Origin of the sequence: Frigoribacterium sp. PvP032, assembly GCF_017833035.1 — a bacterium.
Lineage (GTDB): Bacteria > Actinomycetota > Actinomycetes > Actinomycetales > Microbacteriaceae > Frigoribacterium.
In genome coordinates this window covers 1,978,780-2,001,315 of the sequence record NZ_JAFIBM010000001.1, presented here as the reverse complement: position 1 = coordinate 2,001,315, position 22,536 = coordinate 1,978,780, and the positions used below count along the sequence as shown (strand labels likewise).

Sequence of the window (22,536 nt, the reverse complement as noted above, 5' to 3'; positions counted from 1 at the left end):
CCGTCACTGTCGCTGGACGACGGTGACCGTGGACGATCGTGAGGTGGCTACTCCGCGGTGGCGGGGAGGGGCTTGGCCTCGAGCTTGTCCTCGTTGATCTCGTGCATCGCGACCGAGAGCGGCTTGTCGTCGATGGTGCTGTCGACGAGCGGGCCGACGTTGTCGAACAGGCTGCCCTCGTGCAGGTCGGCGTAGTAGTCGTTGATCTGACGTGCGCGCTTGGACGCGAAGATGACGAGCGCGTACTTCGACTCGACCTTCGAGAGCAGCTCGTCGATGGGCGGATCGATGATGCCCTTGTTCTTGTCGGCCATGGTCACTCCTCGTTGTGGGGTTCTGTCAGGCACCGGCAGGTGCAGAGATCGGGGCGCGAGTCACGCCCGCGGGCGTGCGTCCTCGGGCGCAGTCATCAATTCTACGACCTCGCGAGCCGCTTCGGGCACGTCGTGGTTCACGACCTTGACGTCGAACTCGTCCTGGGCGGCCAGCTCGACCTTCGCGGTCTCGAGCCGGCGCTGCTGCTCGGCCGCGTCCTCGGTGCCGCGACCGATCAGCCGACGGACCAGTTCGTCCCACGTGGGCGGCAGCAGGAACACGAGCACTGCCTCGGGCATCGCCGTGCGGACGAGCCGTGCGCCCTGCAGGTCGATCTCGAGCAGGACGCTCCGCCCGGCCTGCAGCGCGGCGTCGATCGGCGGACGCGGCGTGCCGTAGCGGTACGAGTTGTGCACGGTCGCCCACTCGAGCAGCTCGCGCTCGCGGATCATCCGGTCGAACTCGGCGTCGTCGACGAAGTAGTAGTGCACCCCGTCGACCTCGCCGGGGCGGGGCGCCCTGGTCGTCGCGGAGATGGAGAGGTGCACGTCCGGGTAGTTCTCGCGGATGTGGGTCGAGACCGTGCCCTTGCCGACGGCGGTCGGCCCGGCGAGGACGACGAGGCGCGAGCGCACGCGGCCCCTGGCCTCGCGGACGGCGAGCCAGTCGCCGAGGATGCGGCGCTGCCGGACGCCGAGGCCGCCGACGCGCTTGGACTCGGCGATGCCGAGGTCGGTCATGATGCGGGCGACGCGGGTGGGCCCGATGCCGGGGATGCTGGTGAGGAGCTCACGGACGCGCAGCGTCGCCTCGGGGGCCGTCGGCTCGCCGGCCCAGGCCGTCTCGGCGACGTCGAGCGCGGTGCGCCGGCGCTCGGCGACGGACGCCTTGACTGCGGCGCGGGCACGACGTGCAGCGACCGCGGCCCTGGCGGCGGCGGCACGGTCGACCGGCGGCGGGGTCATGCGAGGCACGTGCGCACCTCCTCTGCGGCGTCGCGGACGGCCTCGGCCATCCCGTCGGGGCCGGCCGCGAGGACTCCCCTGGACGTCGAGACGAGCACGTTCCGAGCGGCCGAGCCGTAGAGAGAGCGCAGGTCGGAGACACGGGCCCCCTGGTGGCCGAAGCCGGGCGCGAGGACGGGCACGCCGGCGAGCGAGGCCGTGTCGATGCCGTAGGACGCGAGGTCGACGGTCGCCCCGAGCACGAGGCCCACTGAGCCGAGTCGGGTCTCCCCCGCTGCCTGGTCGTCGTCTCGCACCTGGTCGACGATACCTGCCGCCAGGGTCCGTGACGCGCCGTCGGCGCCGGTGACGAGTGCCGTCTGCCCCGCCCGCGCCTCCGGGTTGGAGGTGGCCGCGAGGACGAAGACGCCCGCGCCGACCTGCCTGGCCCGGTCGATCGTGCCCTGCAGCGAGCCGAAGCCGAGGTACGGCGACACGGTCAGGGCGTCCACGCGGAGGGGCGAGTCGGGTGCGAACCAGGCCTCGGCGTAGCCGTCCATGGTGCTGCCGACGTCTCCGCGCTTGGCGTCGCCGACGACCAGCAGCCCGGCGTCCCTGGCAGCCGTGAGGACGTCCTCGAGGGCGGCGAAGCCCGCCGAGCCCCAGCGCTCGAAGAAGGCGACCTGCGGCTTGACGACCCCGGCCGACCCCGCTGCGGCCTCGACAGCGCGCAGGCCGAGCTCGCGCACGCCGGAGGCGCTGGTCGGCAGCCCCCACTGCTCCAGCAGCCAGGGGTGCGGGTCGATGCCGACGCAGAGGCCGCCGGACGTCTCGAGCACGGTCTCGAGGCGCGCGCCGAAGGAGGCGGCCGTCACCGCCGTGCCGCCCGCGCCAGACCGTAGTCCTGCAGGCTCGTGACCTCGAACGGCGTGTGGATCGCCTCGATGGAGGCGACCGCCGCGCCGAGCTGCGCGATGGTCGTGAAGAGGGCCTTGTCGGCCGCGACGGTGGCGGCGCGGATCTCGTAGCCGTCGGCGCGGGCGCTCGAGCCGCTCGGCGTGTTGATCACGATGTCGACCTCGTCGCGGTTGATCAGGTCGACGACACTCTCGCCGCCGGCGCTGAACTTGCCGACGATCTCGGCGGCGATGCCGTTGCGGATGAGCACCGTCGCCGTGCCCTCGGTGGCCAGCACGCGGAAGCCGAGCTGCTGCAGGCGCAGGACGGGCAGCACGATGGCGCGCTTGTCGCGGTCGGCGACGCTGACGAAGACCGTGCCGGTCGTCGGCAGCCCGCCGTACGCCGCCGTCTGGCTCTTCGCGAAGGCCCGGGGGAAGTCGCGGTCGATGCCCATGACCTCGCCCGTCGAGCGCATCTCGGGGCTGAGGACGCTGTCGACGACCTGGCCCTCCTTCGTGCGGAAGCGCTTGAACGGGAGCACCGCCTCCTTGACCGAGATCGGCGAGTCGAGCGGCACGTCCGAGCCGTCCTGGGCGGGCAGCAGCCCGTTCTCGACGAGCTCGCGGATGCTCTGGCCGACCATGACGAGCGACGCCGCCTTGGCGAGCGGGATGCCGAGCGCCTTGGAGACGAACGGCACCGTGCGGCTGGCGCGGGGGTTCGCCTCGATCACGTAGAGGACGCCGGCCGCGATCGCGAACTGCACGTTCAGCAGGCCGCGGACGCCGATGCCCTCGGCGATGGCGAGCGTCGCCTCGCGGACGCGGTCGATCTCGCCCTTGCCGAGCGTGACCGGGGGCAGCGTGCAGCTCGAGTCGCCCGAGTGGATGCCCGCCTCCTCGATGTGCTCCATGACGCCGCCGACGTAGAGCTCTGTGCCGTCGTAGAGCGCGTCGACGTCGATCTCGACGGCGTCGTCCAGGAACCTGTCGACGAGCAGCGGCGCGTCCGGGCCGATGATCGCCTGGTCGCTCACCCGGACGAAGTAGTCGGCGAGCGACGGGCTGTCGTAGACGATCTCCATGCCGCGGCCGCCCAGCACGTACGACGGACGCACGAGCACGGGGTAGCCGATCTCCTCGGCCACGGCGACGGCGCTCTCGTAGTCGGTGGCCGTGCCGTTGCGGGGCGCGAGGAGCCCCGCCTCGTCGAGGATGGCGGAGAAGAGCCCGCGCTCCTCGGCCGAGTCGATGGCGTCGGGCGACGTGCCGAGGATCGGGACGCCGGCCGCCTCGAGGCCCTTCGACAGGCCGAGGGCCGTCTGCCCGCCGAGCTGCACGACGACGCCGACGAGCTCGCCGCTGGCGGACTCGGCGTGCACGACCTCGAGGACGTCCTCGAGGGTGAGCGGCTCGAAGTAGAGCCGGTCGCTCGTGTCGTAGTCGGTCGAGACCGTCTCGGGGTTGCAGTTGACCATGATCGTCTCGTAGCCCGCGTCGCTCAGGGCGAAGCTGGCGTGCACGCACGAGTAGTCGAACTCGACGCCCTGGCCGATCCGGTTGGGCCCGGAGCCGAGGATGATCACCTTGCGGCGGTCGCTCGGCGCGACCTCGGTCTCGAGGTCGTAGCTCGAGTAGTGGTACGGGGTCAGGGCGGGGAACTCGCCGGCGCAGGTGTCGACCGTCTTGAACACGGGGCGCACCCCGAGCGACCAGCGCAGCTCGCGGACCTCGAGCTCGCCGAGGCCGCGCAGCTGGCCGATCTGCACGTCGCTGAAGCCGTGGTCCTTGGCGTGGGCGAACAGGTCGGCGTCGAGCTCGGCCGCGGCGGCGATCTCGTCGGCGACCTCGTTGATCAGCACGACCTGGTCGATGAACCAGGGGTCGATCGCGGTCGAGTCGAAGACCTGCTCGGCCGTGGCGCCGGCACGGAGCGCCTGCTGCACGGTGACGATGCGGCCGTCGGTGGGCGTGTGCGCCAGCGTGAGCAGCGCCTCCACGTCTCCGGGCTCGCCCTCCCAGTGGAAGCTCGAGCCGCGCTTCTCGAGCGAGCGGAGCGACTTCTGCAGCGCCTGCGTGAAGTTGCGGCCGATGGCCATCGCCTCGCCGACGCTCTTCATGGTCGTGCTGAGCGTCGTGTCGGCCGCCGGGAACTTCTCGAAGGCGAACCGCGGCACCTTGACGACCACGTAGTCGAGGGTCGGCTCGAAGGAGGCGGGCGTCACCTTGGTGATGTCGTTCGGGATCTCGTCGAGGCGGTACCCGAGAGCGAGCTTCGCGGCGATCTTGGCGATCGGGAAGCCCGTCGCCTTCGACGCCAGCGCGCTGGAGCGCGAGACACGCGGGTTCATCTCGATGACGATGACGCGGCCGTCGGCCGGGTCGATCGCGAACTGGATGTTGCAGCCGCCGGTGTCGACCCCGACCCGGCGGATGATGTCGATCGAGATGTCGCGCAGGTTCTGGTACTCGCGGTCGGTGAGCGTCAGCGCGGGCGCGACGGTGATCGAGTCGCCCGTGTGCACGCCGACCGGGTCGACGTTCTCGATCGAGCAGACGACGACCGTGTTGTCGGCCGTGTCGCGCATCATCTCGAGCTCGTACTCCTTCCAGCCGAGGATGCTCTCCTCGAGCAGCACCTCGGTGGTGGGGCTCTGGTGCAGGCCGTCGGTGACCATCCGGACCAGCTCGTCGCGGGTGTACGCGAAGCCCGAGCCGAGGCCGCCCATCGTGAACGACGGGCGGATGACCAGCGGGTAGCCGAGGTCCTCGGCGAAGTCGACCGCCTCCTCGACGGTGTGCGCGATGTAGGACTTCGCGACGTCGGCGCCCGACTCGAGCACCAGCTCCTTGAAGAGCTGTCGGTCCTCGCCCTTCTGGATGGCCTCGACCTTGGCGCCGATCAGCTCGACGCCGTGCTTGGCGAGGATGCCCTCCTGGTCGAGCACGATGGCGGCGTTCAGCGCCGTCTGGCCGCCGAGGGTCGGCAGGATCGCGTCGGGCCGCTCCTTGACGATGATCGCCTCGAGGACCTCGGACGTGATGGGCTCGACGTAGGTGGCGTCGGCGAAGTCGGGGTCGGTCATGATCGTGGCCGGGTTCGGGTTCACGAGGATGACGCGCACCCCCTCCTCGCGGAGGACGCGGCACGCCTGGGTGCCCGAGTAGTCGAACTCGGCCGCCTGGCCGATGACGATCGGGCCGGAGCCGATGACGAGGACGGAGTTGATGTCTGCGCGCTTGGGCATCAGTTGCTGCTGCTTTCGAGGTCGGAGCCGAAGTCGACGGGCTTGCCGGACTTGCGAGCCACGACCGCCTCGCGGAAGCGGTCGAAGAGGTGGTTGCTGTCGTGGGGCCCGGCTGCCGCCTCGGGGTGGTACTGCACCGAGAAGGCCGGGATGTCGAGGGCGCGGAGGCCCTCGACGACGTTGTCGTTGAGGCTGAAGTGGCTGACCTCGACGCGGCCGAAGCCGGCCGGCGAGTCGAGGACGCCCTCGACGGGCGCGTCGACCGCGAAGCCGTGGTTCTGGCTCGTGATCTCGACCTTGCCCGTGGTCTTGTCGAGCACCGGCTGGTTGATGCCGCGGTGGCCGAAGGGCAGCTTGTAGGTGTCGAAGCCGAGGGCGCGGCCGAACAGCTGGTTGCCGAAGCAGATGCCGAAGTAGGGCAGTCCGTCGCGGAGGGCGCCGCGCAGCAGCTCGACCTGGGCGTCGCTGGCTGCGGGGTCGCCGGGGCCGTTCGAGAAGAAGAGCGCGTCCGGCGCGAGGGCGCGGAGCTGCTCTGGCGTCGTGTCCTGCGGGAGGACGTGCACCCGGAAGCCGCGCTGCGCGAGGTACCGGAGCGTCGACGTCTTGACGCCGAGGTCGAGCACCGCGACCGAGCCGACGAGGTCGCCCTCGGCCTCGAGCACGTACGGCTCGACGGTCGAGACCTGGCTCGAGAGGCTGAGGCCGCGCATGTCGGCCGAGCCGCGCACGAGCGCTAGCTGCTCGTCGTCGCCGAGCTCGGCGTCGGGGCCGCTGAAGACGCCGCCGCGCATCGAGCCGACGTCGCGGAGGCGTCGGGTCAGCGCGCGCGTGTCGATGCCGCGGATGCCCACGACGCCGTCGGCGACCAGCTGGTCGTCGAGGCTGCCCTGGGCGCGGTGGTTCGAGACGACGCGGCTGGCGTCGCGGACGACGAAGCCCGAGACCCAGATGCGACGCGACTCGGGGTCTTCGTCGTTGACGCCCGTGTTGCCGATGTGCGGGGCCGTCATGACGACGATCTGCCCGGCGTAGGACGGGTCGGTGAGGGTCTCCTGGTAGCCGGTCATGCCGGTCGCGAAGACGGTCTCCCCGAGCGTCCGCCCGACGGCGCCGTAGGCGCGGCCGGCGTAGCGGGTCCCGTCTTCGAGCACCAGGACGGCCCGGGTGGTGGTGGACGCGTCAGTCAATGGTCTGCTCTCCTGTGGTGGTGCCGGCCGTGGGGGCCGAGGTCGTGATGGTCCGGACGGCGTCGACGAGCGGGCGGGGGTCGTCCGTGACGCGCAGGTAGGTGTCGACGTCGGTGTCGCCGAGGCTCCAGGCGACGAGCACGAGCCCGTCGGTCTCGACCACGCGGTCGATGGTCCAGGTCGCTCGGCCGACGTCGCGGATCGAGGAGGCGCGGATCAGCTTCGCGGGCTCGCCCGCGATCTCGAGGCGCATGCCCTCCTGGTGCACCGAGATGACGGCCCTGCCCCGGAAGCCGAGCCCGCCGACCACGATGCGGTCGAGGGGGTCGCCCGCGCGGGTCGTCGCCACGTAGAAGCCGTCGTGCTCGACGAGGGCGGGAGACAGGACGTCGGGGGCCGTCTCGGGCAGCGCGATGTCCGCCTGCCGCCGGCCACGGGCCCGCCACGAGCGGACCATGAGGAGGACGACGAAGACGAGCAGGACGAGGATGCCCGCGCCGATCACCCAGCGGTTCACGCGGCGCTCGTCGGCTCGGGCGCGGCCAGCACCGCCGCGGCGGCCACGCGGGCTGCCCGGTCGGCGATCTCGCGCTCGTCGACGACGCGACCGTCGCGGACGGTGGCGTAGCCCTGGTGCAGCGTCGCCACGACCTGCCCGGGCAGCGTGAGCCCGAGGAACGGCGAGTTGCGGCTGCGACCCGCGAGGTGCTCGGTGCCGAACGTCTTGCTCACCCCTCGATCGTAGAGGGTCAGCTCGGCGGGCTCCCCGACCGCGAGCGGTCGTCCGTGCCCCTCGACCTGGCCGATCCGCGCCGGTGCGACCGAGAGCACGCGGGCCACGTCGGCCCAGTCGAGCAGGCCCGTCTCGACCATGGTCTGGTGCACGACGGAGAGGGCGCTCTCGAGGCCGACCATGCCGTTGGCGGCGGCGTCCCACTCGCAGTGCTTCGCCTCCGAGGTGTGGGGGGCGTGGTCGGTGGCGACGATGTCGATCGTGCCGTCGGCGAGGGCCGCCCGCAGCGCCTCGACGTCTTCTGCCCGGCGGAGCGGCGGGTTGACCTTGTAGCGCGAGTCGTAGCTCGAGACGAGATCTTCAGTGAGGAGGAGGTGGTGCGGCGTGACCTCGGCGGTCACGTCGATGCCCCTCGCCTTGGCCCAGCGGACGACCTCGACGCTGCCCGCGGTGGAGACGTGGCAGACGTGCAGACGGGCGCCGACGTGGTCGGCGAGCAGGACGTCGCGCGCGATGATCGACTCCTCGGCGACCGCGGGCCAGCCGCCGAGGCCGAGCTCGGCCGACAGGGCGCCCTCGTTCATCTGCGCGCCCTCGGTGAGGCGCGGCTCCTGCGCGTGCTGGGCGACGACTCCCCCGAAGCCCTTGACGTACTCGAGCGCGCGACGCATCAGCAGCGGGTCGGAGACGCAGTGGCCGTCGTCGGAGAAGACGCGGACGGCCGCGCGGGACCTGGCCATGGCGCCGATCTCCGACAGCCGGCGGCCCTCGAGGCCCTGGGTGACGGCGCCGATCGGCCGGACCGTGACGTAGCCCGCCCGCCCGCCGAGGGCCTGCACCTGCTCGACGACGCCGGCGGTGTCGGCGACCGGGGACGAGTTCGCCATGGCGTTGACGGCGGTGAACCCGCCCGCCGCGGCGGCGCGGGACCCGGTGAGGACCGTCTCGGCCCCCTCGCCGCCGGGCTCGCGGAGGTGCGTGTGCAGGTCGACGAGGCCGGGCAGGGCGAGGAGCCCGTCGGCGTCGAACACCTCGGCGCCCGCGGCGCTGAGGCCGGAGCCGAGCTCGACCACGACGCCGTCGCGGACCAGCACGTCGGTGCGCGTGCCGTCGACGGTCTCGACGGCGCGGATCAGGTGGGTGGTGGTCACAGGGAGTCCTCCCGGTCGCCGGCGAGTGTGAGGTAGAGCACGGCCATCCGGACGGCCACGCCGTTGCCGACCTGCTCGCGCACGGTCGAGCGGGGCGAGTCGGCGGCGTCGTCGCCGATCTCGAGGCCGCGGTTCATCGGCCCGGGGTGCATCACGAGCGCCGTGGGCGGCAGCGAGCGGAAGCGCGCCGCGCCGAGGCCCCAGGAACGGGCGTACTCGCGGGCGTTGGGGAAGAAGGCCTCGGCCATCCGCTCCTGCTGGATGCGCAGCATCATGACGACGTCGGGCTGCACCCGGGCGATCGCCTCGTCGAGGTCGTAGTGCACGTCGACGCCCAGCCGGCTGACGTCGACCGGCAGCAGCGTGGGAGGCGCCACCACCGTCACGTGGGCCCCCAGGGTCCGCAGCAGCCACGCGTTCGAGCGCGCGACCCTCGAGTGGAGGATGTCGCCGACGACCAGCACCTCGAGCCCGTCGAGGTCACGGCCCCGGCTCGCGTCGCCGTGGACCCGGCGGCGCATCGTGAACGCGTCGAGCAGGGCCTGCGTCGGGTGCTCGTGCGTGCCGTCGCCCGCGTTGACGATGCCGGCGTCGACCCAGCCGCTGTCGGCGAGGACGCGGGGGGCGCCGGACGCCGGGTGCCGGATGACGATGCCGTCGGCGCCCATCGCGGCCAGCGTCTGGGCGGTGTCCTTGAGGGACTCGCCCTTCGAGACGCTCGACCCCTTGGCGGCGAAGTTGATGACGTCGGCGCTGAGGCGCTTGGCCGCCGCCTCGAACGAGATGCGGGTGCGAGTGCTGTCCTCGTAGAAGAGGTTGACGACGGTCGTGCCGCGGAGGGTGGGCAGCTTCTTGACCTGTCGGGTCGAGACGTCGGCCATGTCCTCCGCCACGTCGAGGATCCGCAGGGCGTCGTCGCGGCTCAGGTCGGCCGTGCTCAGGAGGTGCTTCACGAGTCGGCACCGCCCTCGATGGCGACGAGCTCGTCGTCGTCGACGCCGTGCAGGCGCACGAAGATGCGCTCGGCCGCGGACGTCGGCAGGTTCTTGCCCACGAAGTCGGCCCGGATCGGCAGCTCGCGGTGGCCCCGGTCGACGAGGACGGCGAGGCGGACGGCCTTCGGGCGGCCGAGCGCGCTGAGCGCGTCGAGCGCCGCGCGGATAGTGCGCCCCGAGTAGAGCACGTCGTCGACGAGCACCACGGTCGCGCCGTCGATCCCGCCGTCGGGCAGCCGCGTGGGCTGGCTGGCCCGCGTAGGGTTGCGGCGCAGGTCGTCGCGGTACATGGTCACGTCGACGGAGCCTGTCGGCACGGCGACGCCGGAGATCGACGAGAGCTGGGCGCCGATCCGCTCGGCGAGGACGACGCCTCGCGTGGGGATGCCCAGGACGACGAGACCGTCGGGGCCTCGGTTCGACTCGAGGACCTCGTGGGAGATGCGCGTCAGGGCGCGTGTGATGTCAGCCTGACTCAGCACGGTGCGTGTGCTCAATCGGACCTCCTTCCCCGCCTCTCGGGACGGAACTTAAAGGACGTCGGTGGTGGTTCGGGTGGTGCTGGTGGTGCCGGTCGGCGCCTCCGCCGAGGAGGAGCCCTGGACCGGCACCGAGCCTAGCCGCTGGTGGCGATGCGGCCGAGCAGGCCGTTCACGAAGGGGGCCGAGTCGTCGGTGCTGAGCGACTGGGCCAGCTCGACGGCCTCGCTGATGGCGACGTGGTCGGGGACCTCGTCGTTGTGCAGCAGCTCGAAGACGCCGATGCGGAGGATGCCGCGGTCGAGCGTGGGCATGCGGGCCATCGTCCAGCCCTGCGCGTAGGTCTCGATGAGCTCGTCGATCTCGACCTGGTGGTCGATGACGCCCTGGACGATGTCACGGGCGTAGCCCCAGCTGGAGTTTCGCTCGGGCTCCTGACGGGCCCTGGCGGTCTCCGCCGCGAGGGCGTCGCTCATGCTGATCTGGCGGATGTCGGCGACGTACAGGACGTCGAGGGCGCGCTTGCGCGCCTTGGTGCGTGCGCTCACTGTGCGGGTGGCCGCCGACTACTCGTTGACGCGGCCGAGGTAGCCGCCGTCGCGCGTGTCGACCTTGACCTTCGTGCCGGTCTCGAGGAACAGCGGGACCTGGATCTCGTAGCCGGTCTCGACGGTGGCCGCCTTGGTGCCGCCGGTCGAGCGGTCGCCCTGCAGGCCGGGCTCGGTGTAGGTGACCTCGAGGACGACGGAGGCGGGCAGCTCGATGTAGAGCGGGTTGCCGTCGTGCAGCGCCATCTGGACGTTCTGGTTCTCGAGCATGAAGTTCTTGGCGTCGCCGACGATCGTGGCGGGGACGTTGATCTGGTCGTAGTCGGTGGTGTCCATGAACACGTAGCCGTCGGCCTCGGCGTAGAGGTACGTGTACTCGCGGCGGTCGACGTTCGCGAACTCGATCTTGGTGCCGGCGTTGAACGTCTTGTCGACGACCTTGCCCGAGCGCACGTTCTTCATCTTGGTGCGGACGAAGGCGCCGCCCTTGCCCGGCTTCACGTGCTGGAACTCGATCACGTTCCAGAGCTGGCCGTCCAGGTCGAGGACGGCGCCGTTCTTGATGTCGTTGGTGGTCGCCATGCGTGCGAGGTCCGATCGGGAGTGAGGTGGGTGGGGCCGGATCTGGCCGGGTTCGAGTGTAGCGGACGGGCCGCGAGCCCTCAGGAGCGTCGAGCGCGGACGGGGACCGCTCAGCGGCGCCCGCGTCCGCCGCGGCGCGCCGGCCGGGACACGAGACCGGCGAGCACCGGCACCCCGAGCCACGAGACCAGGGACAGGCCGAAGGCGGCGGCGCCGGCGACGGCCGCGACCGCGTCCGCGGGCCCGGCGGGGCCCACGTCCGAGCCGATCGACCACATCCCCGTCCAGGGCTGCACCGCGCACGCCAGGACGAGCAGGGCGAGGACCGTCGCGTGGAGCCCGAGCCAGCCGAGGTGCGCGGGGCTGACGTCCCGCAGCCGGTCGAGCAGCGCGGACGGCGCGAGCCCGGACCGCCGCGCGAAGCGCGCGACGAGGGCCGCCCACCATCCGGCGCCCGCGAGGGCCGCCGCCAGCAGGAGGAAGCGCAGGCCGAAGGGCACGCCCGTTGACGTGCCCTCCTCCGAGGCGAACGAGAGGCCGAGCAGGACGACGCCGAGTCCCCAGGGCAGCAGCGCCGGGAGCGCGCCGAGGCCGGTGACTGCCTCGTGGACGACGGACCGCAGGTGCACCAGGGCGGTGGTCGACGTCGGGGCGTCGGCCAGCTGTGCCATCGCGCCCACGGCCGCCTTGTCCGACCGGCCGGCGGTGATCTCGAGGTCGTCGATGCCCCGGCGCGCCTCGACGTGCGCAGGGTCGAGAGCCAGTGCGGCGCGGTAGGCCGTCCGCGCCTGGGACAGGCGTCCGTCCCGCACAGCGACGGCGGCGGCCACCAGGTAGGCGTCCGGGTCGTCGGGCGCCAGCCGCAGGCACTCCGCCGCGTGCCGTCTCGTCTCGTCGGGCGGGAACAACCCGAGGCGGACCGCGTCCGCGTGGACGTGCCAGTCGTCCGGGGCGAGCCGGAGCGACTCCGACATGCCGGCCCTGGCGTCGTCGACGTCGCCCATGCGGAGGGACGCCTCGGCCCAGAGCCGCCACGCCCACTCGGCGTCCGGGTCGAGGGCACGGGCCCGGAGGGCGGTGTCCCTGGCCGCCATCCGCCGCCCCGCCCTCAGCTGCGCGAAGGCGAGGTGCTGCAGGATCCACGGATCGTCGGGCCGGGTCGCGAGGTGCCGCTCGAGCGCCGCAGCCGCCTCCTTCGGCCGCCCGCCCGCCATGTGCGCGGACGCAGCCAGGAGGTCCTCGTCGCTCACCGGCCCCTCCGCATCCCGAGGAACTCCCTGAGCTCGGCGAACGTGCCGTCGTCGACGCCGTAGGTCACGACGCTCCGCGCGCTGGCCGCCCACTCCCCCACCGACGGGGTCACGGACGAGCGAGCCCGGCGCAGGTCCTTGTCGGTGACCGTGCGCGGCGTGCCCGTCGCGACGCTGTCGGCGAGGGCGCGCTGGAGCGCCAGGTCGCAGACGTAGCCGACGTCGGCCCCCGACATCCCGGAGGTGGCCCGCGCGAGCGCGTCCAGGTCGACGTCGCCGACCGGTCGGCCCTCCAGCCGCCTGCGGGCGATCTCCCGACGAGCAGGCTCGTCGGGAGGCAGCACCAGGAGGGTACGGTCGAGTCGGCCGGGGCGCCGGGCGGCCGGGTCGACCTCCCACGGCCGGTTGGTCGCCGCGAGGACGAAGAGCCCGTCGTTCCGCGAGTCGACCCCGTCGAGCTCGACGAGCACCTGGTTCACCACGGCCCGCGCCCACGCGCTGTCGCTCGACGACCGGCGCGGGGCGACGGCGTCGACCTCGTCGAGGAACAGGACGCAGGGCGCCGCGCGCCTCGCGGCCTCGAAGACGTCGGCGACGGCACGGGCGGGCGAGCCGCTCTCGTGGTCGAGCAGGTCGGCCTGCGAGACGCTCAGGAAGGAGGCGCCGAGCTCGCCCGCGAGGGCCCTCGCGAGGTGCGTCTTGCCGCAGCCGGGAGGCCCGTAGAGCAGCAGCCCGCCCCGCAGGCTCGCGCCGTAGGCCTCCCGGAGCTCGGGGTTGCGGAGCGGGGCGAGGAACGCCTGCTCCAGCGCGGCCTTGACCTGCGACATGCCGCCCACGTCGGACAGCCTCAGGTCGGGACGGTCGATGCGGAAGGAGGCGGTCCTGAGATCGTCCTCCGCCGTCTCCCAGTCGAAGGCGCCGGCTCCGACCGGCATCCCGAGGAGCGCGGAGGGCCAGGACTCGGGGTCGTCGTCTCGGGGCTCGTCGATGCTGTCGTCAGCGGGCGCGGCCTCGCCGGAGGGCGGCTCGACAGCCGACGACACCGCTGCCGTGGCAGGGTCCGCGAGGGCTCGCGCCATCCCGGCCCGCGCCTCCTCGTGACCTGGCTCGAGCACCAGGGCCGACGCGAGCGACGCGACTGCGGCGTCGACGTCGCCGTCCTCGAGGAGCAGGACGCCGAGGTGGACCCGCAGGGGGACGTCGTCCGGGGCCTGCTCGACGGCGAGCCGCAGCGACCGGATCAGGGATTCGCGCACGGACGGATCATAGTGACCCGTGAGGGCTCGTCAGGAACCGATCTCCTGGTACGCCGCGAAGAGGAGGCTCGAGTCGGGGCCGGTGACGACCGTCGGCTTGCCGATGTCGTCCAGCACGATGAAGCGCAGCATGCCCGCGCGGGCCTTCTTGTCGCGCTGCATCGTCGCGAGCAGCGTGTTCCAGCGGCCGAGCGGGTAGCTCGTCGGCAGGGTCAGCGACTCGAGGATGCGGCGGTGACGGTCGACGGCCTCGTCGGACAGGCGCCCGGTCAGCCGGCCGAGCTCGGCGGCGAAGACCATGCCGACCGACACCGCGGCCCCGTGCCGCCACTGGTACCGCTCCGCGTGCTCGACGGCGTGGCCGAGGGTGTGCCCGTAGTTGAGGATCTCGCGGAGGCCCTGCTCGGTGAAGTCCTGTCCGACGACCCGCGCCTTGAGCGCGATCGACAGCTCGACGACCCGCCGGAACTCGGGGGTCGTCGGGTCGACGGCGCGGTCGACGTCGGCCTCGACGATGTCGAGGATCTCGGGCTCGGCGATGAAGCCGGCCTTCACGACCTCGGCGAAGCCCGCGAGGATCTCGTTCCGGCTCAGCGTGTCGAGCATGTCCAGGTCGGCCACCACGGCCGTCGGAGCCCAGAAGGCGCCCACGAGGTTCTTGCCCTCGGCGGTGTTGATGCCGGTCTTGCCGCCGACGCTCGCGTCGACCATGCCGAGCACCGTGGTGGGCACCTGGACGAGCTGCACGCCCCGGAGCCAGGTCGCGGCCACGAATCCGGCGAGGTCGGTCACGGCTCCCCCGCCGAGGCCGATCACCGCGTCGGTGCGGGTGAAGTCGGCCTGGCCGAGCACCTGCCAGCAGAAGGCCGCCACCTCGACGCGCTTGGCGTCCTCCGAGTCCGGGACCTCGGCGATCAGGGCCTCGAGGCCCGCCTCGACCAGTGCGTCCCGCAGCTCGTTCGCCTTGCGGCCGAGCGTCGGCGCGTGGACGATCAGGACCTTCTTCGTCTGCGGTCCGAGCAGCTCGGGGATGCGGGAGCGGACCCCGTGGCCCACGAGGACGTCGTAGGGGGCCTCGCCCTCGACGCGGATGGTGGTGACGTCGGTCGTCTCGTCGGTCATGCGTCGTCTTCCTGTCGGTGGTGGGGTTCGGTGGGTGCGGCGGTGCCGGCGGCCAGCCAGGCGACGACGTCGTCGACGACGTGGGAGACGGGGCGACGGGAGGTGTCCACGACCAGGTCGGCGAGGCTGCGGTAGACGGGCTCGCGCTCGAGCGCGATGGCCCGCCAGGCGTCCATGCCGCCCTGGGCCAGCAGGGGCCGGCTCGACCCCTCGATCCGGGCCGCCACCGCCTCCGGCGTCACCGTGAGGAGCACGACGGAGGCACCCAGGAGGCGCTCCCGGGTGAGCGGGTCGAGCACCGCGCCTCCTCCGAGCGAGACCACGCCGGTCGACGCGAGCGCCTCGGCGACGACCTCGCGCTCCAGCTCCCGGAAGCGCGGCTCGCCCTGCGTCGCGAAGATCTCGGCCACGGGGCCGTGCCGCTGGACGAGCAGGCGGTCGGTGTCGAGGAACCGGACGCCCAGCCGCCGGGACAGCTTCTTGCCGATGCTGGACTTGCCGGCGCCCATGGGGCCGATCATCGCGACGGGGCGGTCGAGCGGGGCCGCGCCCCGGGCGGTGGTGTCGGTCGAGGGGGTCACTGGTACTCGGGGTGCTCCCGCATCCACGCCTGCCACACCTTCACGGCGGCCTCGTGCTCGGCCAGCGTCGTCGAGAACGTCGTCTCGCCCGTGTCGAGGTTGGTGGTCACGAAGTACAGCCACGTGCCGTCCGCCGGCGCGATCGCCGCGTTGATCGCGAGGTCGCCCGGGTTGGAGATGGGCCCCACCGGCAGGCCGAGGTGCTGGTACGTGTTGTACGGGTTCGACTCGTCGCCGCGCTCCTCGTCCGTGGTCGTGACCCGGTGCGTGTTGCCGGTGCCGTAGGCGACGGTCGCGTCGGACTGCAGGAGCATGCCGTCGTCGAGGCGGTTCTGGAAGACACGGGCCACCTTGGGGTAGTCGTCCGCGAGCCCGGCCTCACGCTGGATCAGCGAGGCGAAGACGATGACGTGCTGCTGGTCGGCCGGGGCCACCCCGGCGTCGACGAGCCGCTGCTTCATCGTGTCGACGAGGAGCTGCAGGTAGCCGTGCGCGTCGAGCCCGGGGTCGAGCTCGTACGTCGCGGGGAACAGCCACCCCTCGAGGGACGTGGCCTCGGCAGGGAGGCCGAAGGACGCCACGTCGGCGGCTGCGGCCTGGACGTCGGCCTCGGGGATCTCGGTCGCCGACGAGATGAGGCTGTAGACGTCGACGGCGGCGGTGCCCTCGGGGATCACGAGCCTGTCGGTGACCCGGTTGGCGCTGTCCTGCAGGGCGGTGACCGCCGACGTGGCGCTCATCTCCTGCTGCAGCGTGTACGTGCCGGGCTGGAAGGTGAGGGTCGTGTCCGCGACGAGCATCGAGTAGACGGACTCGAAGCTGGCGGTGACGCCGCTGTCGAAGAGGTTGGTGGCGATGTCCGAGCCGTTCTCGCCGCTCGTGATCGCGAACGAGACCTCGGTCCCGTTGCCGCTGCCCGGGTAGTCCTCCGGCGCGTCGTTACCGCTCAGCTTCGCGACGAGGGGCGCGACCGCGCCCCACGCGGCGACGACGCCGGCGGTCCCGCCGCCCACGACGACGAGGGCGATGACGAGGAGGACGATGCCGCCCTTGCGGCTGCGGCGGGGCCGGTGGCCGGCGTCGTCCCGAGCGGAGCGGCGCTCAGCTCGACGCGGCGCCTTCTCCTGCTCGCGGGTCGCCTTGCGGGTCGTCGGGGCGGTGGCGGGAGGTCGACCGGCGTCGCCCTTCGCCTCGGTGGGGGGCTGGGAGGCGAAGATGTCGTCCCAGTTCGGATCGTCGGCCACGCGTCATCGTCTTTCGTCGGTGTCGGGTCGGTCTCCGGCGCCGTCGTCGACGACCGGGGCGCTCACGAGGTGACCGGGCGGGAGACCGCTCGACCGCTCGAGCTCGAGCGCGTGCTGGACGATGATAACAGCGGCGACTTGATCGATGACGGATCGTTGTCTCTTGCCCTTGCGTCCCGAGGCGCGAAGTGCAGTCTGTGCGCTCACCGTCGACAGCCGTTCGTCCACCAGCCGCACGGGCACCGGACAGCGGGCCGCGATGGCCGCCGCGAAGTCCCGCGCGTCGCCGGTGGACGGGGTGTCGCCTCCCGACAGCGAGAGCGGGAGGCCGACGACGACCTCGACGGCCTCGAGCTCGGCCACGTGGCCGAGGATCGTGTCGACGTCGGCTGAGCCCGACGCCGCCCGCGGCACGGTCTCGACGGGCGTGGCGATCATCCCCGACGGATCGGTGCGGGCGACGCCGATGCGGGCCCTGCCCACGTCGACGCCGAGGCGCACGCCCGTCCTCACGTGGCCCTCAGGACCGCAGCGCGGCGACGATGCCCGTGAGCGCCGTGCCGATCGCTGCGACGTCGGACCCGCCGCCCTGGGCCAGGTCGTCCTTGCCGCCGCCGCCGCCGCCGAGGATCCCGGCCGCCGTGCGGGCCAGCTGCCCGGCCTTGACGCCGGCCGAGCGGGCGGGCGCCGTCGTCGCGACGATCACGGCGGGCTTGCCCGCTACGTCGGCGGCCAGGGCCACCACGGAGGCGGAGTCGCTGCCGAGGCGCTCTCGCACGGAGAGGACGAGCGAACGCAGCTCGTCGGTCGACTTGACCGTGCCCACCGACTCGGCGACGACGGTCAGGGAGCCCACGGGGGCCGCCTGCTCGACGAGCGCCGGGACGCGCAGCGACAGCTGGGCCGACTCGAACTCGGCGATCTTCTTCTCGGCCGCGCGCAGGCTCGACACGAGGTCGCCGATGCGCTCGGGGAGCTGCTCGCGAGGAGTGCGGAGCGAGGACGTCAGCTGCGACACGATGGCCCGCTCCGCGGCGAAGTCGCGGAACGCGTCCAGGCCGACCAGCGACTCGACCCGGCGGTTCGTGGAGCCGACCGAGCTCTCGCTGACGAGGTTGATCAGGCCGATCTGCGCGCTCGTGGCGACGTGCGTGCCCGCGCAGAGCTCGCGCGACCAGGGGCCGCCGATGTCGACCATGCGGACCGTCTCGCCGTACTTCTCGCCGAAGAGCGCCATCGCGCCCAGCGAGCGGGCCTCGTCGAGCGGCAGCACGCGGGTCGTGACCGCGAGGTCGTCGCGGACGGCCGCGTTCGCGACCTCCTCGACCTCGCTGCGGGTGGCCGGGCTGAGCGCCTGGCTCCAGTTGAAGTCCAGGCGGAGGTAGCCGGCCTTGTTGTACGAGCCGGCCTGGTGCGCCTCCGGGCCGAGCACCTCCCGGAGCGCCGCGTGCACCAGGTGGGTCGCGGAGTGGGCCTGCGTGGCCCCGCGGCGGTAGGCCGGGTCGACGACGCTGGTCGCGGCGTCCCCGACGCCGACCTCGCCCGACCGCACCTGGACACGGTGGCTGACCAGCCCCTTGACCGGCTTCTGCACGTCGAGCACCTCGAGGTCGAAGCCCGTGCCGACGATGCTGCCGGCGTCGGCCTCCTGGCCGCCCGACTCCGCGTACAGCGACGTCTCGGCGAGGACCACCTCGGCGATGTCGCCCGCGACGGCACGGTCGACGCTCGCGCCGTCGACGATCAGGCCGAGCACGCGCGTCTCGGTGTCGAGCACGTCGTACCCGGTGAAGACCGTCTCGCCCTGCGCGCGGAAGGCGCTGTAGACGCTCAGGTCGGCGAGGGCCACCTTGCGCGACTTGGCGTCGGCCTTGGCGCGGGCGCGCTGCTCGCTCATCAGCCGGTCGAACGCCTCGCGGTCGACCGTGAGGCCGCTCTCCTCCGCGATCTCGAGGGTGAGGTCGATCGGGAACCCGAAGGTGTCGTGCAGCAGGAAGGCCGTGTCGCCGGCGAGGCGGGGCGCGGTGCCGGCCGCCGCCTCCTTCTTGGTGTCGTCGACCGCGATGTCGAGGATGCTCGTGCCGGCAGCCAGGGTGCGGAGGAACGTCTCCTCCTCGGCGAAGGCGAGGCCGGAGATCCTGTCCCAGTCGCGCTCGACCTCGGGGTAGGCCGACTTCATGGCGTCGCGCGAGGCCGCGAACAGGACGGGGAAGGTGGTGCCCTCGACGCCCAGGAGGCGCATGGAGCGGACCGAGCGTCGCAGCAGGCGGCGGAGGATGTAGCCCCGGCCCTCGTTGGACGGGCGGACGCCGTCGCTCATCAGCATCAGGGCGCTGCGCACGTGGTCGGCGATGACGCGCATGCGGACGTCGTCGTCGTGGACCGCTCCGTAGCGACGCCCCGACAGCTCGGAGGCGGCGTCGAGCACGGGTCGCACCTGGTCGATCTCGTACATGTTGTCGACGCCCTGCTTGAGGAACGCCACGCGCTCGAGGCCCATGCCGGTGTCGATGTTCTTGTTCGGCAGCTCGCGGACGATGTCGAAGTCGACCTTCGACCGGACGTTCTCGATCTGGTACTGCATGAACACGAGGTTCCAGATCTCGACGTAGCGGTCGTCGTCCGTGGCGGGGCCGCCGTCGGCGCCGTAGGCAGGTCCGCGGTCGAAGAAGATCTCCGAGCAGGGGCCCGCGGGGCCGGGCTGGCCGGTGTGCCAGTAGTTCGTGTCCTTGCCGAGGCGCTGGATGCGCTCGTCGGGCAGGCCGGCGACCTTCTTCCAGAGGGCGATCGCCTCGTCGTCCTCCTCGTAGACCGTGACCCAGAGGTCGTCGGGCGAGAACGCGAGACCGCCGTCGGCCTCGCTCGAGGTCAGCAGCTCCCAGGCGTAGCCGATCGCCTCCTCCTTGAAGTAGTCGCCGAACGAGAAGTTGCCGTTCATCTGGAAGAACGTGCCGTGGCGGGGGGTCTTGCCGACCTCTTCGATGTCGTTCGTGCGGATGCACTTCTGCACGCTCGTCGCCCGCGACCAGGGAGTCGGCACGAGACCGGTCAGGTACGGGATGAACGGCACCATGCCGGCGACGGTGAAGAGCAGCGACGGGTCGTCGCTGACCAGCGAGGCGGACGGGACGACGGTGTGCCCGCGCTCCCCGAAGTAGTCGAGCCAACGGCGGCGGATCTCGGCGGTCTGCATGGTTCTCCTGAGGGAGGGGTCGGTCGGTGGGGCTGCTGACGAAGAGGCGCGGGCGCCTCACGCGGTCAGCTCGCGCTGGTCGTGCCGTCGTCGTGCTGGTCGCTGCCGCGCAGCTCGGCGTCGCGCGACCGGTAGCCGTCGACGACCGCGGCACGGAAGTGGTCGAGACCGCCGTCGAGCTCGCCGAAGAAGCGGCGGCCGCGCGGGGTCGAGTTGAGGAGGTGCGCACCGACGAGGCCGAGCGCGACTCCGACGGACAGCAGGACCAGGTTCTTCACGGGTGCTCCTCACGACGTGTCCCGTGACGAGCACACGAGACGACACGTCAGCCTACTTCGTCGCCGTCGTCCGTCGGGAACGACCGAGGGAGGAGTGCCTCGCCGGGAACGACGGAGGGAGCGCCCCACGCGATGTGGAGCGCTCCCTCAGAAGTGGTGCGGGTGCTGCAGTGGTGCAGGTGCGACTAGCGGGCGGCGTAGTACTCGACGACCAGCTGGACCTCGCAGGTCACGGGGACCTCGGCGCGCTTCGGGCGACGCACGAGGCGGGCCTGCAGCTTGTCGATCTCGACCTCGAGGTAGCCAGGGGTCTTGGGCAGCAGGTCGACGTGACCGCCGGCCGCGGCGACCTGGAAGGGCTCGGTCGTCTCGCTCTTGGCCTTGACGTGGATCATCTGGCCGGGCTTGACGCGGAACGAGGGGCGGTCGACGAGCTTGCCGTCGACGAGGATGTGACGGTGCACGACCATCTGGCGGGCCTGTGCCGTGGTGCGGGCGAAGCCGGCACGCAGGACTAGGGCGTCGAGACGGGTCTCGAGCAGCTCGACCAGGTTCTCACCGGTCAGGCCGGAGGCCTTGCGGGCCTCGTTGAAGACGATCTTGAGCTGGGCCTCGCGGATGCCGTACTGGGCGCGCAGACGCTGCTTCTCGCGGAGACGGACGGCGTAGTCGCTGTCGGTCTTGCGCTTGGTGCGGCCGTGCTCGCCGGGAGCGTAGGGACGCTTCTCGAGGTAGCGGGCGGCCTTCGGGGTGAGGGCGATGCCGAGAGCACGCGAGAGACGCGTCTTGCTCCGGGTGCGGGACTTGGTGGACATGCGTGTTCCTATCGAGATCTTGTCGGTGGTGGTGTTCCGCCAGCCAGGCGCGTGAGCGCCGACGGGCCTAACAAGAGGGATGATCGCCGCGGCGGAGACCGGCTACAGGTCTGACCGCCTTGGTCGGGTCGTCATCAGCAGCCGCGCGTCGACGCCCGAGTGCAGGCAACCCCCCGAGCATACAGGAGCAGGCTCTCGCGGTCGACCCTGGGTCGAGGCGCGTGTCGCGGCGGCTCAGCCGCCGCGCGTGATGCGCCGCAGCTTCTCGAGCCGTGCGGCGACGTCGCGTTCGTTGCCGTTGGCCGTCGGGTCGTAGTAGGTGCGCCCGACGAGCTCGTCGGGCAGGTACTGCTGCTCGACGACCCCGAACTCGGAGTCGTGCGAGTACTTGTAGCCCTTGCCGTGGCCGAGCCGCTTCGCGCCCGGGTAGTGCGCGTCGCGGAGGTGCTTCGGCACCGGGCCTGCGGCGCCCGCGCGGACGTCGGCGATCGCGGCGTCGAGGGCGCTGTACGAGCGGTTCGACTTCGGTGCGGTGGCGAGGTAGACGACGGCCTCGGCCATCGGGATGCGCCCTTCTGGCATGCCGATCATCTGCACGGCGGTGGCCGCCGAGACGGCCACCGTGAGGGCGTTCGGGTCGGCCATGCCGATGTCCTCTCCCGCGGACACGATGATGCGTCGGCAGATGAAGCGCGGATCTTCACCGGCCTCGATCATCCGCGCCAGGTAGTGCAGGGCGGCGTCGACGTCGGAGCCGCGCACCGACTTGATGAACGCGCTGATGACGTCGTAGTGCTCGTCGCCGTTGCGGTCGTAGCGGAGCAGGGCGCGGTCGACCGACTGGGCCACCGTCTCGGCCGTGATCACCGGCCGGTCGTCCGCGTCGTCCGGGTCGTCGTACTCGGCGTCGGGGTCGTAGTCGGCGTCCGCGTCGGCGGACGGGTCGTCAGGCCTGGCCCCCCGCGCCTCCTCGGCCGTGGCCGCCGCGGAGTGGGCTGAGGCCTCGAGGGCCGTCAGCGCGCGACGTGCGTCGCCGGACGCGAGACGGACGATCGTCGCCAGCGCCTCGTCGTCCAGCACGACGCGGTCGGCCAGCCCGCGGGGGTCGACGACGGCGCGTCGGACGAGGTCGCCGAGGTCGTCGTCGCTCAGCTGCTCGAGCGTGAGCAGGAGCGACCGGGAGAGGAGGGGCGTGATCACCGAGAAGGACGGGTTCTCGGTCGTCGCGGCGATGAGGATCACCCAGCCGTTCTCGACGCCGGGCAGCAGCGCGTCCTGCTGGGCCTTCGTGAACCGGTGGATCTCGTCGAGGAACAGCACGGTCGTGGTGCCGTACAGGTCGCGGTTGGTGAGGGCCTTCTCCATCACCTGCCGCACGTCCTTCACGCCGGCCGTCACCGCGGAGAGCTCGATGAACTGACGCCCCGACGTGTGGGCGATCGCCTGCGCCAGCGTCGTCTTGCCCGTGCCGGGCGGGCCCCAGAGGATGACGGAGACGGCGCCCTGCTCGCCGGTCGTGTCGCTCGCCAGGGTCACGAGCGGCGAGCCGGGCCGGAGGAGGTGCCGCTGACCGGCGACCTCGTCGAGGCTGGTGGGGCGCATGCGGACCGCGAGGGGGGTCGAGCTCTGCGGGAGAGGGCTCATGGGGACCAATGGTAGACCGGGCCGCCGACACCGACCGGCGGCTCGGATACAGTCGTCCGGGACATCACCGGC

21 protein-coding genes are annotated in these 22,536 nt (G+C 72.2%); all 21 read right to left on the bottom strand.

What is annotated here, in order from left to right:
• Positions 1 to 47: 47 nt before the first annotated feature.
• The 21 genes from rpoZ to JOE35_RS09095 all read right to left on the bottom strand — a co-directional run bounded on the left by rpoZ (position 48) and on the right by JOE35_RS09095 (position 22,464).
• Positions 48 to 314, bottom strand: coding sequence for a DNA-directed RNA polymerase subunit omega (rpoZ, locus tag JOE35_RS09195; RefSeq protein ID WP_209560837.1), 267 nt, complete (start codon positions 312 to 314; stop codon positions 48 to 50).
• A 60-nt stretch (positions 315 to 374) separates the two neighbouring features.
• Positions 375 to 1,280: a guanylate kinase gene (gene gmk, locus JOE35_RS09190; RefSeq protein WP_209561966.1), complete on the bottom strand. Its 906-nt coding sequence runs from the start codon at positions 1,278 to 1,280 to the stop codon at positions 375 to 377.
• The gene (pyrF, locus tag JOE35_RS09185; RefSeq protein ID WP_209560836.1) at positions 1,277 to 2,134 is read right to left on the bottom strand and encodes an orotidine-5'-phosphate decarboxylase; all 858 of its coding nucleotides are present in this window, start codon (positions 2,132 to 2,134) and stop codon (positions 1,277 to 1,279) included. The genes gmk and pyrF overlap by 4 nt, the downstream gene beginning before the upstream one ends.
• Positions 2,131 to 5,406: a carbamoyl-phosphate synthase large subunit gene (gene carB / locus JOE35_RS09180; protein ID WP_209560835.1), complete on the bottom strand. Its 3,276-nt coding sequence runs from the start codon at positions 5,404 to 5,406 to the stop codon at positions 2,131 to 2,133. Before carB ends, pyrF begins: the two co-directional genes overlap by 4 nt.
• Positions 5,406 to 6,593: a glutamine-hydrolyzing carbamoyl-phosphate synthase small subunit gene (gene carA, locus JOE35_RS09175; protein WP_209560834.1), complete on the bottom strand. Its 1,188-nt coding sequence runs from the start codon at positions 6,591 to 6,593 to the stop codon at positions 5,406 to 5,408. Before carA ends, carB begins: the two co-directional genes overlap by 1 nt.
• A complete protein-coding gene (locus JOE35_RS09170; RefSeq protein ID WP_209560833.1) occupies positions 6,586 to 7,110 on the bottom strand; it encodes a hypothetical protein in 525 nt (174 codons plus the stop codon). The genes carA and JOE35_RS09170 overlap by 8 nt, the downstream gene beginning before the upstream one ends.
• Positions 7,107 to 8,477, bottom strand: coding sequence for a dihydroorotase (locus tag JOE35_RS09165; RefSeq protein WP_209560832.1), 1,371 nt, complete (start codon positions 8,475 to 8,477; stop codon positions 7,107 to 7,109). The genes JOE35_RS09170 and JOE35_RS09165 overlap by 4 nt, the downstream gene beginning before the upstream one ends.
• Positions 8,474 to 9,430, bottom strand: a complete 957-nt coding sequence (locus JOE35_RS09160) for an aspartate carbamoyltransferase catalytic subunit (RefSeq protein WP_209560831.1) — start codon at positions 9,428 to 9,430, stop codon at positions 8,474 to 8,476. Before JOE35_RS09160 ends, JOE35_RS09165 begins: the two co-directional genes overlap by 4 nt.
• A complete protein-coding gene (pyrR, locus tag JOE35_RS09155) occupies positions 9,427 to 9,969 on the bottom strand; it encodes a bifunctional pyr operon transcriptional regulator/uracil phosphoribosyltransferase PyrR (RefSeq protein WP_209560830.1) in 543 nt (180 codons plus the stop codon). The genes JOE35_RS09160 and pyrR overlap by 4 nt, the downstream gene beginning before the upstream one ends.
• A gap of 119 nt (positions 9,970 to 10,088) precedes the next feature.
• The gene (gene nusB / locus JOE35_RS09150; RefSeq protein ID WP_209560829.1) at positions 10,089 to 10,499 is read right to left on the bottom strand and encodes a transcription antitermination factor NusB; all 411 of its coding nucleotides are present in this window, start codon (positions 10,497 to 10,499) and stop codon (positions 10,089 to 10,091) included.
• Positions 10,500 to 10,517: 18 nt separating this feature from the next.
• On the bottom strand, positions 10,518 to 11,081 hold the full coding sequence (gene efp, locus JOE35_RS09145) for an elongation factor P (protein WP_123545904.1): 564 nt from the start codon (positions 11,079 to 11,081) through the stop codon (positions 10,518 to 10,520).
• Between the two features lie 110 nt (positions 11,082 to 11,191).
• On the bottom strand, positions 11,192 to 12,331 hold the full coding sequence (locus JOE35_RS09140) for a tetratricopeptide repeat protein (protein ID WP_209560828.1): 1,140 nt from the start codon (positions 12,329 to 12,331) through the stop codon (positions 11,192 to 11,194).
• Positions 12,328 to 13,587: a 26S protease regulatory subunit gene (locus tag JOE35_RS09135; RefSeq protein WP_209560827.1), complete on the bottom strand. Its 1,260-nt coding sequence runs from the start codon at positions 13,585 to 13,587 to the stop codon at positions 12,328 to 12,330. The genes JOE35_RS09140 and JOE35_RS09135 overlap by 4 nt, the downstream gene beginning before the upstream one ends.
• 30 nt (positions 13,588 to 13,617) lie before the next feature.
• Positions 13,618 to 14,709 (bottom strand): 3-dehydroquinate synthase, encoded by a 1,092-nt coding sequence (aroB, locus tag JOE35_RS09130; protein WP_209560826.1) that lies wholly within the window; start codon positions 14,707 to 14,709, stop codon positions 13,618 to 13,620.
• Positions 14,706 to 15,230, bottom strand: a complete 525-nt coding sequence (locus JOE35_RS09125) for a shikimate kinase (RefSeq protein WP_209561965.1) — start codon at positions 15,228 to 15,230, stop codon at positions 14,706 to 14,708. Before JOE35_RS09125 ends, aroB begins: the two co-directional genes overlap by 4 nt.
• Positions 15,231 to 15,286: 56 nt before the next feature.
• Complete coding sequence (gene mltG / locus JOE35_RS09120) at positions 15,287 to 16,534, bottom strand: endolytic transglycosylase MltG (RefSeq protein ID WP_209560825.1); 1,248 nt, start codon at positions 16,532 to 16,534, stop codon at positions 15,287 to 15,289.
• 3 nt (positions 16,535 to 16,537) lie between these two features.
• Positions 16,538 to 17,047 (bottom strand): Holliday junction resolvase RuvX, encoded by a 510-nt coding sequence (gene ruvX / locus JOE35_RS09115; protein WP_209560824.1) that lies wholly within the window; start codon positions 17,045 to 17,047, stop codon positions 16,538 to 16,540.
• 7 nt (positions 17,048 to 17,054) lie between these two features.
• A complete protein-coding gene (gene alaS / locus JOE35_RS09110) occupies positions 17,055 to 19,727 on the bottom strand; it encodes an alanine--tRNA ligase (RefSeq protein ID WP_209560823.1) in 2,673 nt (890 codons plus the stop codon).
• A gap of 65 nt (positions 19,728 to 19,792) precedes the next feature.
• Positions 19,793 to 20,005, bottom strand: a complete 213-nt coding sequence (locus JOE35_RS09105) for a hypothetical protein (protein WP_209560822.1) — start codon at positions 20,003 to 20,005, stop codon at positions 19,793 to 19,795.
• A gap of 185 nt (positions 20,006 to 20,190) precedes the next feature.
• Positions 20,191 to 20,820 carry a 30S ribosomal protein S4 gene (gene rpsD, locus JOE35_RS09100; protein ID WP_146900693.1) on the bottom strand — a complete coding sequence of 210 codons (630 nt, stop codon included), beginning with the start codon at positions 20,818 to 20,820 and terminating at the stop codon, positions 20,191 to 20,193.
• A gap of 234 nt (positions 20,821 to 21,054) precedes the next feature.
• Positions 21,055 to 22,464 carry a replication-associated recombination protein A gene (locus JOE35_RS09095; protein WP_123545918.1) on the bottom strand — a complete coding sequence of 470 codons (1,410 nt, stop codon included), beginning with the start codon at positions 22,462 to 22,464 and terminating at the stop codon, positions 21,055 to 21,057.
• Positions 22,465 to 22,536: the final 72 nt, after the last annotated feature.